Annotated in this window: 11 protein-coding genes; 1 reads left to right on the top strand and 10 read right to left on the bottom strand. The window is 68.3% G+C overall.

The annotated features are described in order from the left end of the window. Positions 1–48: 48 nt before the first annotated feature. The 6 genes from RIE32_14130 to RIE32_14105 all read right to left on the bottom strand — a co-directional run bounded on the left by RIE32_14130 (position 49) and on the right by RIE32_14105 (position 5,327). On the bottom strand, positions 49–708 hold the full coding sequence (locus RIE32_14130) for a CoA transferase subunit B (protein MEQ9097390.1): 660 nt from the start codon (positions 706–708) through the stop codon (positions 49–51). Between the two features lie 26 nt (positions 709–734). Continuing rightward, positions 735–1,022, bottom strand: coding sequence for a hypothetical protein (locus RIE32_14125; GenBank protein MEQ9097389.1), 288 nt, complete (start codon positions 1,020–1,022; stop codon positions 735–737). Next, complete coding sequence (locus tag RIE32_14120) at positions 1,019–1,303, bottom strand: hypothetical protein (protein ID MEQ9097388.1); 285 nt, start codon at positions 1,301–1,303, stop codon at positions 1,019–1,021. Before RIE32_14120 ends, RIE32_14125 begins: the two co-directional genes overlap by 4 nt. After that, positions 1,296–3,272, bottom strand: coding sequence for an ABC-F family ATP-binding cassette domain-containing protein (locus tag RIE32_14115; protein ID MEQ9097387.1), 1,977 nt, complete (start codon positions 3,270–3,272; stop codon positions 1,296–1,298). The genes RIE32_14120 and RIE32_14115 overlap by 8 nt, the downstream gene beginning before the upstream one ends. 37 nt (positions 3,273–3,309) lie before the next feature. Beyond that, positions 3,310–3,771: a PTS sugar transporter subunit IIA gene (locus RIE32_14110; GenBank protein ID MEQ9097386.1), complete on the bottom strand. Its 462-nt coding sequence runs from the start codon at positions 3,769–3,771 to the stop codon at positions 3,310–3,312. An 89-nt stretch (positions 3,772–3,860) separates the two neighbouring features. After that, on the bottom strand, positions 3,861–5,327 hold the full coding sequence (locus RIE32_14105; GenBank protein MEQ9097385.1) for a transcription antitermination factor NusB: 1,467 nt from the start codon (positions 5,325–5,327) through the stop codon (positions 3,861–3,863). 31 nt (positions 5,328–5,358) lie between these two features. Between RIE32_14105 and RIE32_14100 the strand changes: the two genes are divergently transcribed. After that, positions 5,359–6,909 carry an ATP-binding protein gene (locus tag RIE32_14100; GenBank protein ID MEQ9097384.1) on the top strand — a complete coding sequence of 517 codons (1,551 nt, stop codon included), beginning with the start codon at positions 5,359–5,361 and terminating at the stop codon, positions 6,907–6,909. A 40-nt stretch (positions 6,910–6,949) separates the two neighbouring features. Here RIE32_14100 and RIE32_14095 read toward each other — a convergent pair whose 3' ends face one another. From RIE32_14095 to RIE32_14080, 4 genes are all read right to left on the bottom strand, one after another. Then, positions 6,950–7,717: a hypothetical protein gene (locus RIE32_14095; GenBank protein ID MEQ9097383.1), complete on the bottom strand. Its 768-nt coding sequence runs from the start codon at positions 7,715–7,717 to the stop codon at positions 6,950–6,952. A 15-nt stretch (positions 7,718–7,732) separates the two neighbouring features. Further along, the gene (locus RIE32_14090; protein ID MEQ9097382.1) at positions 7,733–8,887 is read right to left on the bottom strand and encodes a formylglycine-generating enzyme family protein; all 1,155 of its coding nucleotides are present in this window, start codon (positions 8,885–8,887) and stop codon (positions 7,733–7,735) included. Between the two features lie 68 nt (positions 8,888–8,955). After that, complete coding sequence (locus tag RIE32_14085) at positions 8,956–10,590, bottom strand: arylsulfatase (protein MEQ9097381.1); 1,635 nt, start codon at positions 10,588–10,590, stop codon at positions 8,956–8,958. Positions 10,591–10,853: 263 nt separating this feature from the next. Further along, a complete protein-coding gene (locus tag RIE32_14080; GenBank protein ID MEQ9097380.1) occupies positions 10,854–11,522 on the bottom strand; it encodes a hypothetical protein in 669 nt (222 codons plus the stop codon). Positions 11,523–11,563: the final 41 nt, after the last annotated feature.

Genomic DNA, 11,563 nt, shown 5'->3' with positions numbered 1-11,563 from the left:
CCGTCTGGTTTTCCCGCTTGAATCAATGCTGCCGGTCGGGGCGAATTCTCAGGCGGCGACCTCGGTGACCTTGTCGGCCACGAGGATCTCGGCCTCGGTCTTGGCCTTGATCTCGTCCACGGTGACGCCCGGCGCGATCTCGGTGAGGACGAAGCGACGCTTGTTCACGTCCATCACCAGCACGCACAGGTCGGTGATCACCATGTTGACGCAGCGCTGGCCGGTCAGGGGCAGAGAGCACTGCTTGACGATCTTCGACTGGCCGTGCTTGTTGCAGTGCTCCATGGCGACGACGACCTTGCGGACGCCGGCGACGAGGTCCATCGCCCCGCCCATGCCCTTGACCATCTTGCCGGGGATCATCCAGTTGGCGATGTCGCCTTCCTGGCTGACCTCCATGGCGCCCAGGATGCACATGTCGATGTGCCCGCCGCGGATCATGCCGAAGCTGTCGGCGCTGCTGAAGAAGCTGGCGCCGGTGCGGGCGGTCACGGTCTGCTTGCCGGCGTTGATCAGGTCGGCGTCGACCTCGGCCTCGGTGGGGAATGGCCCGATGCCCAGCAGCCCGTTCTCGGATTGCAGCCACACGTCCATGCCCTCGGGGATGTGGTTGGCCACGAGGGTCGGCATGCCGATGCCCAGGTTGACGACGTAGCCGTCACGCAGTTCCTGGGCCGCTCGCTTCGTGATCTGGTCTCGGGTAAGCATGGGCAAGTGTACCCCAAACGAGCAGCTCAGCGGCCGCCGGCGAGCCTGCGGGCCTTCATGCGGTTCAACCGCCCCCTGATCGTCAGCATGGCGCCGATCGCCGCGAGCGGCGCCCCGGCCAGCCCGACGATGGCCCAGCGGAGCATCTTGCCCGCCTCGACCTGTTCCGGCTCGTCGCTTGCGGCGCCTTCGGCCAGTGGGTTGCTCACGGCCTCGTGGATGATGTGCACGTAACCCTGCAAGGCCATGGCCAGGCCGGTGATCATCAGGCCGAGGCCCAGGAGCAGCAGAATCCAGCCCAGCGTGCGCTTCATGGCTTGCCTTCCGTGTTCTTGCCCGAGATGGCCAGCCCGGCAACGCCCAAGATGAGGATTGCAAGGCCCACGACGCTCACCAGCGCGCTGATGCCCAGCGTCACGAGGGCCAGCGGGCGGATCTCGTCGATGGGCAGCCGGGCGGCCCGGGCCGCGGTGACGCCCGCGGAGATCAGGCCGACGAGCCCGAGCATGAGCCATGGCGTGCAGGCGATGATCGCGCCCAGCTTGATGCGTTGGGTGTGCTTGCGGCGTATGGGATCGATGTGTTGCTCAGACACGGCCTAGCCACTCCGTTTCCAGCTCATCCAGTTCGGCCTTGAGGTCATCGCGTTTGGCGTTGATCTCGGCGGCTCGGACGGCGTCCTTCCAGATCTCGGGATCGTCCAGCTTCGCATCGATGCGCGAAATCTCACCCTCCAGCTCCTGAATCTTCTGCTCGATGGCCTCGACGGGCATCCAGGAGAACTTGCTCTTGCCCGCCTTCTTCTTCGGCGCCGGCGCAGGGGGCGGCGCCGGTGGTGGCACCGTGCGTTTGGTCGGTTCGGGTGCCGAGATGGCACGTGCTCCGCCGGCGAGCCATTCGCTCCAGCCGCCCATGTGCAGGCTTACGCGGCCCTTGCCATCAAAGACGATCAGGTGGTCGCATACCGCGTCGATGAGCGTGCGGTCGTGACTGACGACGATCAGCGTTCCATCGAAGGTCCCGCTCTTCTTGCCCTGCCCGCGCTCCAGCAGGGCTTCGAGGCGTTCGGCACTGGGAATGTCCAAGTGGTTCGTCGGTTCGTCGAGCACCAGCACGTTTCGTGCACAGGCGAGCAGCGCGGCCAGTGCCGCCCGCGCCCGCTCGCCGCCGGACATATCGCCCAGGAGCGACTCCTGGCGGTCGCCCGAGAAGAGGAACGCGCCGGCCAGGTCGCGGGCCTCCTGTTCGCTCAAAAGCTTGGGCTTGTCGGGGCCTTCTTCGGCGTCGGCAAGGCGGGCCACGACCCGCTGGATGTGCCGCGGCACGGTGGTCATCGGATCCATATCGCCGCGGCCCTGGCTGAAGTAGCCGACCTTCAGTCCAGCGCCGTGCTTGACCTGGCCGGCCGAGGGTTCCCGCTTGTTGAGCAGACACTCAACGAGCGTGCTCTTGCCCGCACCGTTGGGGCCAACGACGCCCCAGCGTTCGCCGCGCGAGATGGTGATGTCTAGATCTTCGAACAGGGTGAGCGTGGAGCCGTCGTCGCGGGGATAGCGCATGGTCAGGCCGGTTGCTTTGACGACGATGTCGCCCGTCCGCGGCGCGGGCGGCAGGCTTGGCTTGAAGACGGCAAGTTCGACGGGCTTCTCGAGCGTGGACGACTCGCGTGCCCGATCGAGGCGGCTCTCGCGCCCCTTGGCCTGCTTGGCCCGCTGGCCGGCCCGATACTTGTCGATGAAGGCCTGCTCCTGGCGGAACTTGGTCTGCTGTCGCTCCCATGCCTCCAGTTGCGTCTTCAGTCGATCGGCCCGCAGCGTGCGGAACGCGTTGTATCCACCGGGGTAGCTGATGATCCGGCCGCGTTCGAGCTCCACGACGCGCTCGGCCACCCGGCTGAGCACGGAGCGATCGTGTGCGATGAGGACGACGGCGCCCTTGAACGCATCGACCAGGAAGTCTTCAAGCCAGATGCGGCCGTGCACGTCCAGGTGGTTGGTCGGTTCGTCCATCAAGAGGACGTCGGGCTCGGTCAGCAGCGCACGGGCGAGGGCCAGGCGGGCCTTCTGGCCGCCGCTGAGCTTCTCGACCGGAAGGGAGAACTGCGCGTCGCGGAAACCCAAGCCGTGCAGGACGCCATCGATGCGGTGATCGACGTTGTAGCCGCCGGCGGCCTGGATGCGCTCTTCGATGCGAGCCTGCTCGGCCATGGCTTTCTGGAGATCTTCGCCGGTGGCGTCGGCCAGCTTGTGGAAGACGGCCTCGAGTTGGAGGTGCAGGGCGGCCAGTTCTTCGAAGGCGCCCTCGGCGTGCTGGCGGAGGGTCAGCCCGCGATCGATCCGAGGATCCTGGGCCAGGTAGGCAACGCGGGCGCCCCGCTGGAGCGACACCTCGCCCGCGTCCGGCTTCTGGACGCCGGCCATGATCTTGAGCAGGCTGCTCTTGCCGGTGCCGTTGGGGCCAACGATGGCCACTCGCTCGCGGGGCTCGATGGAGAGCGAGCACCCGCGCAGGATCATGTCGTCGCCGTAGGACAGGTCGAGATTCGCGACGGCGAGGACGGGCACGCTTGATGGTAGTGGGCTGGCGGGCGGTGCCGACGGGTCAGCCGGCCTTTTCCTGATCCTTGAGGAGTTGGTAGATCTCCTCTGGATCGCTGGCCGCGTAGATGCGATCGCGGAAGTCGTCCATGGTCATCAGGCGGCTGATGCGCGCCAGCGCCTGGATGTGGTCGCTCGTGCGGTCGGGGGGGCTGGCCAGCAGGACCACAAGGCGGACGGGCTGGCCGTCGATGGCCTCGAACTCGATGGGGCTGGCTGGCTTGCCGATGGCCATGGCCAGGCCGCTGAGCCCCTCGCACTTGCCATGGGGAATGGCAAGGCCGTGGCCGATGCCGGTGGTGCGGGTCTGCTCTCGGGCCCAGACGGCGTCCTTGAGGGCTTGCGCGTTGTTGACGCGGCCCAACTCGGACAGCAGGTCGACCATCTCGTCGATGACCCCGCGTTTGTCGGTCGACTCCAGGGGCGCCTTGACGCACTCGGGAGTCAGGATGTCCAGCAACTTCATGGGTGCCCGCTCCGCCGCTTGCATGCCGGGGCGACCGACTGTGGTCTCCGGCTCGATCGTGGGGCCACTGTAGACCCCCCGGCACGTGCCTATCGGCCCTCGGACGCCTGGGCGGCCAGCAATGCGGCGTATCCGCCATCGCGATAGGCCGATGGCGGCTGGCCGGGCAGCCCGGCAGGAAGCGTGGACGACTCGCGCACCAGCTGGAAACCGGCCGATGCGCACGCCCACTGGGTGATGTGTTCGTTCTCCTCGGCGTCCATGCTGCACGTTGCGTAGACCACGCGCCCGCCGGCGACGAGCATGGCGCGGCTCTGGGCCACCAGGTCGCGCTGCACGCCGGTGAGGCGCTCCAGTTGCGCCGCGGCTTGCTCGAAGCCAAGCCGGTAACGCGCCTCGGGCCGGCGCGGCAGTACACCCGAGTTGCTGCACGGCACGTCCAGCAGCACCAGGTCGGCCTTGCCGGCCGCCTCGTATCGCACGTCCTCGATGTCCAGCACGCGCGTCTTCTTGTCCTTTGCGAAGACGCGGCGCAGGCCCCTGGCCCGCGCGTCGTTGGTGTCGCACGCCAGGATGGTTGCCTCTGGGTACATCGCGCGGAGCTGGCGCGTCTTGGTGCCAAGCCCGGCGCACAGGTCGACGATGAGCGTGGGGCTGGCGTTCAGGCCGGCCAAGACGTCGAGCGCGCCGGCGGAGGTCGCGTCCTGCACCCAGACGTCCTTACGGCCCTTGAGGAGGTGGCGCGGGCTGGCGCCGGCGGGGCCCAGCACGCTGAGTCCGTCGCGCTCGTGCGGTGTCAGCGTCTGGCCCTCGGGCGCTTCAACAGGTTCGCTTGCGTGGGCGTGGTTGATGACCACCGGCGGATGCACGAGCGTGTGCAGGCATTGCTCGATGGCGCCCGCCTCGCCCAGCCGCGCGTGCCAGCGCTCGATCAGCGCCCTGGGCACGCCGCATGCCTGCTCGAGCCAGGGCAGCGTCTCGGCGGGGAAGGCGTCGCCCCAGAGCTGGATGGCCCGGCCGTCGTGCAGCGGGAGGCGGTCGGCCGTACCCACGTGCTCGGTCGCGGGGCCCTCGAGGACCACCGGCCAGCCCTCTTCGCCTCGGGTCAGCGTCTCCGAAACACGGCGGAGTACGGCGTTGACCAGGCCGGTCGCCTTGGGCTTGCCGGCGGCGCGCGTCCAGTTGACCGCCTCGTTGATCGCCGCGTGGGGTGGGATGCGCTCGAGCAGCAGCAACTGGGCCGCTCCGGCCAGCAGCGCGGCCCGCACGGTGCTGTCCATCTCGTGCATGGGGCGGCTGGTGTGGGGTGCGATGATGGCCTCCAGCGTGATCCAGCGGCGCATGACGGCGTCGTAGATCGCGTGGGCCAACGCGGCCTCGCGGCCGGCGCCCGGGCCCTTGATGGGGCCGGTGTCGAGGGGCTCCAGTCCCAGGTCGGGGTAGCGGTGGGCCTCTTCGCGCAGGCGCTGGTGGGCGACCGAGCGGGCGGTGTGGTGCTGATTCCCGGGTGCGGCGGGGCGGCCGGGGCGGCGGCGTTGGGTGGTTCGTTGTGCCAAGGGCCATGGTAGGGGGGCGTACCATCGCCGCGTGAGCGACCATCGGCCCGAATCGTCCGGCGAAACGCCGCCCGCTCCGGCGCGACCGGGTCGCCGCCCGGCCCGGCTGCTGGGCACGATGCGCATCCGCAAGAAGCTCATCGTGCTGCACACGCTCTTCTCCGCCGGACTGGCGGCGCTGATGTTCTTCATCCTCAGGCCGGCCATCGCCGACCTGGTGCGCCAGGCCGAGGCCGAGGACGCCGCCTACGTGCTGAGCACGCTGGACCTGCGCGAGTTGACCGATGGGCGGCCTAACGGCCGGCGCACTGTCGCCCCGGGCATCACGCTGCGGTGGGGCCAGGCCGATGCGCTCGGGCTCGATCCGTCGGCCATCGCCGGGCTGCAGCGCGCCGCCACCGCGCCCGTGCCCTTGGCGCACGGGGGCGGCGACGGACTGGGCCTGGGCTCGGCGGGCGTGTACCTGCCCCACGCGGCGGGCGGGGGCTACTACGTGGTCGACCGCCGGCTCGAGGGCGTGCGGGCGTCGGTGGCGCGCCTCGACGCGGTGCTGCTGCTGAGCATGCTGGGCGTGTACCTGCTCATCGCCGCCGCGCTGGAGGTCTTCGTGCTGCCGCGGCACGTGTACCAGCCCATCCGCCGGATGCTGCGTGCCGACCTGGCCGTGCAGCAGGGCGAGCGCTCGGCCGAGCTGATCGACCCCAGGTTCATGCCCCAGGACGAGCTGGGCGAGATCATGCGCAGCCGGAACCGTTCCATCACGGCGCTGCGCAGGAACGAAGCCGAGCTGGCGCGAACGCTGGCCGAGTTGGAACTCGTCGCGGGTGATCTGAAGCGCAAGAACCATCTCCTGGAGAATGCCCGGCGGAACCTGGCCGACGCCGACCGGCTGGCGTCGCTGGGCATGCTCAGCGCGGGCGTCGCCCACGAGATCAACACGCCCCTGGCGGTGCTCAAGGGGCTTGTTTCGGAGCTCAACACCAGGCCTGATCGCCCGGTCGAGGCGCGCAAGGCGCAGCTCATGGCCCGTGTCGTCGATCGGCTTGAGCGCCTGGGTGAGGGCCTGCTGGACTTCGCCCGGGTGCGATCGCCACGCATCGCGCCCGTCGAAGTGAGCGCCCTGGTGGCCCAGGCGCTGGAACTGCTGGGCCTGGACGACCCGGTGCGGCGCGTGCGCGTGGAAGTGGCGGTTCCGGGAGCGCTGCGCGTGCCGTGCGATGGCGACCGCATGGTGCAGGTGCTGGTGAACCTGGTGCGCAACGCGGCTGAGGCGCTCGTCGAGAGCGATGCGCGCGATCCGACGGTGCGCATCGCCGCCGAGGCGCTGGAGCGCGAGGGCTCTAATTGGGTGAGCATCACGATCGCCGACAACGGCCCGGGCATCCGCCCCGAGCTTCTGGCCAGCCTGTTCGAGCCGTTCGTGAGTTCGCGGCTGGACGCCAAGGGCACGGGCCTGGGCCTGGCGGTGGCCGACGGCATCGTGCGCGAGCACGGGGGCGTGCTGATTGCGCGCAACGGCCCGCGCGGGGGGGCCGAGTTTGAGGTGCTGCTCCCGGCGTTCGCGCCGGCGTCGGGGGTGTGACGGGGCCAATGGTGCTGGGAGCCGGACCGTGGGGCCCCGGCTATCGCAAGTCTAGATCGATCAGTGCCTGGTCCGAAACCTGGATCAAGCCTATCCGGGCATAGTCCAAGTCGATGATGGTCCACATCGCCGCTCCGATCAGCACCGCCAACGGGGCGGTTATCGAGAGGTTTCGTCGGCCCATCAGCCCGCAACCATACCCCATCGAAGCCATGGCCAGCGCCGAGCACATTGCGAGCAAGCCAAGAACGAGCCCGGGGAGATGCTTGCGCCCCGATGCCACACGCGAAGCGTGCAGATCCAGCACGTCATTCACCGGGTTGAGAATGGGTGTCGCTAACTCGGTTTGCTCGCGAACGCCCTTGCTCGCGGCACTCCAGATGCGATCATGGAAGTCGGTGATGCGTGCCGCGTCCTGTTCTCTGAGCGAGAGCCTCAGACTCTGTGAAGCTTCAATTCGGTGCGCGACGTACTCGCGCAAGGCAAGGCGCAAGTCAACTCCGTGCGGGGCCCGTAACAACTCAGCCCGCAAGTAGGCCGTCGAAACTGCGTTGGCCTCGTTCGTGATCAGGTCCTGACGCTCAATGTACCGGCCCGCCGAGCCCGCGAAGCTGAAGCCCAGCAGCAGGCCGAGCAGGCCTAGCGTCGCGCCCTGCACTGCGCCCATATGAGCCCCGGTCTTCGTATCGCCAGACCTGCGATCCGCCTTCACGGCGAGTCGGCCGAGGCGATACCCACCTTCGATGGCCAGCAGCAGCCCCGCAAAGATCGCCAGCGCGACGGCCAACGCTCCCAGCGTCATGGTCATACTTCCCCGTGCGGACTAGGAGCCCGCCCCTTGCTTGGATGCGTTCTCGGTGCTCGTTGTATCGGGTGGTGGCAGCGCATCACTGACGCAGCGGAATCCCAGGTGGCTTAACGCCGAATCCGACGGCGCCGCCATGCGCGCGCTGGGACGGTAGCTCGCGCAATAACTATCGTTGCAAAGGAATGAGCCACCGCGATGGATGTAGCTCGCCGCGGCCAGCGGGTTGCGCGGGTCGACGGCGCGCTCGGGGCCGCGCGGGTTGTCGAAGACCGGTTCCGTGTCGCCTGCTCGATTGGCCGCCGACACGCGACGTGCGTACTCATCGTGGCGGTACAGGTCGCTGGTCCACTCCCACACGTTGCCGGCCACGTCATAGAGCCCGTAGCCGTTGGGCGGGTAGCTCTTCACCGGGGCCGTGCGCGCAAAGCCGTCGGCGCTGGTGTTGTTGTGCGGGAACTGCCCGTCCCACGTGTTCGCGCGCGTCGGGGCGATGGGCTCATTGCCCCACGCGTTGACGGCGCCCTCGAGCCCGCCGCGAGCGGCGAACTCCCATTCGGCCTCGGTGGGCAATCGCTTGCCGGCCCACGTTGCGTAGGCGACGGCGTCGTCCCAGGCGATGTGCACGACTGGGTGGTCCATGCGATCCTTGATTGTCGAGCCCGGGCCCTCGGGGTGCCTCCAGCTCGCGCCCTGGGTCCATGTCCACCACAGGCCGAAGTTTCTCAGGTCGACGGCCGACTCGGGCGGCGTGAACACCAGCGAGCCGGGCTGGAGCGCCTCGTCGGGCGGCTTGGGCGTGCCCTCGGGCAACTGCTTCTTGAGCTCGTCCCAGTCGACCGGGCGCTCAGCGATGGTCAGGTAGCCGGTCGCGTCGACGAACGCTTCGAACTGCGCGTTGGTCACCTCGGTCGCGTCGATCCAGAAGCCGTCGACCCGCACGCGGTGCACGGGGGCCTCGTCCAGCCGAGCGAGCGGGTCGGTCGAGCCCATCGAGAACTCGCCGCCGGGGATGTAGACCATGCCCTCGGTGCTGGCGGGTGTCGAATCCTCGGGCTGGGCCAATGCGGCCAAACGCAGCATCATGGCGTCGGGCGGCGCGCAGCAAGACGCGGGCTCTTTGGGCATCGCCGCCTGCACGAGCACGCCGAGCATGAGGCTGTGCCAGATCATCAACCAAACCCTTCAAACGGAGCGACACTCCAACCAGAGCGCCCCCGGTTTGACCGGCACAGTTCCACCTACTGCCTCGCCTTCTCGATGTACTCCTCGACCACGTTGGACATGTCGAACGACTTGCCGCCCTGCACCGGGGGATACTCGGTCAGCGATTGCAGGTGCTCGGCCATCAGGCGGCCCATCGGCTGGATGAGCCAGGAGACCTTCTGCAGCAGGTGGCCGTACGAGTCCTTGTTGTCGTAGCTCTCGTAGGGATCCATGCGGATGTTGAAGACCAGCGGCACCGTGCGCGGCACGAGGTTGGCGTAGTAGTCTTCCTTGGTCGAGAAGTGGAACTTCCACGGCCCCATGCGCACGGCGGTCAGCTTGGTCTCGTAGTAATAGAACAGGTGGTTGCGGGCCGATTGGTCGGCCTCGCCCAGCCAGTAGGGCAGGTTGTTGACGCCGTCGATCGGCTGGTTCTTCTCGGCCATGATGCGCTCGGCCACGTCGTCGACGCCCGCCGCGGCGGCCAGCGTGGTGAACAGCTCCATGTGGCTCTGGATGCCGTTGAGCTTCGTCCCCGCGGGGATCTTGCCGGGCCAGCGGGCCATGCACGGCACGCGCACGCCGCCCTCGTAGGTGGTCATCTTCTCGCCGCGGAAGGGCGTGGTCGCCCCGTGCGGCCACGAGGCGTGCTCCGGGCCGTTGTCGGTGGAGTAGACGATGATCGTGTTCTCGTCCAGGCCCATGTCCTTGAGGGCTTGCAGCACCACCCCGATGTCGTGGTCGTGCTGGAGCATGCCGGCGCCGTGGTAGTCCGCCTCGCTGGTGTACTTCTCGACCTTGCGGAGCCACTCGTCGTCGATGCGCGTGTACAGGTGCATGCGTGACGTGTTGAGCCAGACGAAGAACGGCTTGTCCTCGTCCTGCGATCGCTCGATGAAGTCCAGGGCCCTGGGGATCACCTCGCCGCCGTCGAAGTTCTTCATGCGCTCCTGCGTGAGCGGGCCGGTATCCTCGATGGTCTGGCGGCCGACGATGCCGAATCGTGGGTGCTCGGTGTCGTCGAACTCGTCGGTCGCGAAGGAGTGGATCACGCCGCGCGTGCCGAACTGCTCTTCGTAGGCCTCGAGGCTGCCCGAGAACGCCTCACCGAAGTTCTGGTAGTCGCGCTGCTCGGCCTCCTCCTGCGTGTTGAGGTGGTAGAGGTTGCCGAAGAACTCGTCGAAGCCGTGGTTCGTTGGCAGGTGCTCGTTGCGGTCGCCCAGGTGGTTCTTACCGAAGTGGCCCGTCGCGTAGCCCTCGGCCTTGAGCACCGCCGCCAGGCACGGAGACTCGGCCTGCAACCCCAGCGCATCGCCCGGCTGGCCGACGGTCGTCATGCCCGAGCGGATGGGGTACTGCCCGGTGATGAACGCGGCGCGCCCGGCCGTGCACGAGGGGTGGGCGTAGTGGTCGGTGAAGATCACGCCCTGCTGGCCGATGCTGTCCAGGTTGGGCGTGGGGTAGCCCATGACGCCGTGGTTGTAGACGCCCAGGTTCGACCAGCCGATGTCGTCGCCCCAGATCACGAGGATGTTGGGCTTCGATGCCTGGCCCTGATTCTGCTGGCCCTGCTGGCCGGGCTGGTTCCGCTGGTTGCCGCGCTGGGCGAGGGCCGAGGCGGCCAGCACCAGAACGAGGGCCAGCGTGATCATGCTGCGCGTTCGCGTCATCGTGGGACTCCTTTTTGCGGCACGCACGCACGCATGCCCCCCACGGGACGCGGCGCGGTTGGCTCAGTGTACTCTCCGGCCTGCCCGCAACGGTACACCACTTTCCCGAACGCGGGCGCGGGGCGCTGCGGGAAACCCGCGTGCGCAACGACGGCAGGGGCCGCGTGCGGCCCCTGCCATGCCGAAAGAACCGTGCCGAAAGAACCCTGCTGGAAGGGCCGTGCTGAAAAGGCCCTCGCTGAAGGAACCTTCCCAACGCCGGCCTAGGCCGCCGCCTCGCTCTGGCCCTGGGCCTGGTTGCCGGTGCCGAAGCGGACGAAGATGGGCGCGGTGGGCTGGGTGGTCGCCCCGCCCTTGAGGGCCTTGACCTGATACAGGATGTTGCCCGTGCCGTTGGGGATCGAGTCGTCGGTGTAACTCAATCCATCCACGAAGGCGATGGCCTCGAAGGGCTGCACCTGCCCCTGCTCGTTGAAGAACGCGCGTTCGAGGATGTACGAAGTGCCGGTGGACAGCCGGCCGTCCCACGTAAGCTTCAGCGAGCCGCTGGTCGTAAGCTCGTACGTAAGATTGCTAGCCGGGAAGGGCGGGATCGGGGTGGGGTCCTTGGGCGGGTCGATGAGCGCCGTGGCGTAGACCGACGCCGAGCCGGTCTGCTTGGCGAAGGCGCGGATGGTCTGGACGAGCTGGCTGCCGTACTCGGTCATGGCGCCCAGCGCCGCGTCCTGGGTCTCGATGAGCGCGGCCAGGGTCAGCTTGGCCGCCTGCGCCGCGTCGTATGCGGCGCGGGCCGCGTCGATACGCGAACTCAGCTCGGTGGTCTGCGCCACCACCAGGCCGATCTGCGCGGCGCTCTCGGTCCAGGGGGTGATGCGGCTCTCGAAGAAGTCCAGTTGCCCCGCCTTGGTCTCGGGGATCGTCGGTGGTGTCATATCGATGCTCCGTGGTTGTTGGCCACCAGCCCCCACGGGAG

The organism is Phycisphaerales bacterium (assembly GCA_040221175.1).
Lineage (GTDB): Bacteria > Planctomycetota > Phycisphaerae > Phycisphaerales > UBA1924 > JAHCJI01.
The sequence above is the reverse complement of the archived record's forward strand: the minus strand, read 5'-3'. Positions and strand labels throughout refer to the sequence as shown.

What these genes read in the sequence shown, in the direction of transcription:
- RIE32_14090 (MEQ9097382.1), bottom strand. Translation starts at nt 8,887, where the DNA reads ATGATCTGGCACAGCCTCATGCTCGGCGTGCTCGTGCAGGCGGCGATG.
- RIE32_14095 (MEQ9097383.1), bottom strand. Translation starts at nt 7,717, where the DNA reads ATGACCATGACGCTGGGAGCGTTGGCCGTCGCGCTGGCGATCTTTGCG.
- RIE32_14080 (MEQ9097380.1), bottom strand. Translation starts at nt 11,522, where the DNA reads ATGACACCACCGACGATCCCCGAGACCAAGGCGGGGCAACTGGACTTC.
- RIE32_14110 (MEQ9097386.1), bottom strand. Translation starts at nt 3,771, where the DNA reads ATGAAGTTGCTGGACATCCTGACTCCCGAGTGCGTCAAGGCGCCCCTG.
- RIE32_14085 (MEQ9097381.1), bottom strand. Translation starts at nt 10,590, where the DNA reads ATGACGCGAACGCGCAGCATGATCACGCTGGCCCTCGTTCTGGTGCTG.
- RIE32_14125 (MEQ9097389.1), bottom strand. Translation starts at nt 1,022, where the DNA reads ATGAAGCGCACGCTGGGCTGGATTCTGCTGCTCCTGGGCCTCGGCCTG.
- RIE32_14130 (MEQ9097390.1), bottom strand. Translation starts at nt 708, where the DNA reads ATGCTTACCCGAGACCAGATCACGAAGCGAGCGGCCCAGGAACTGCGT.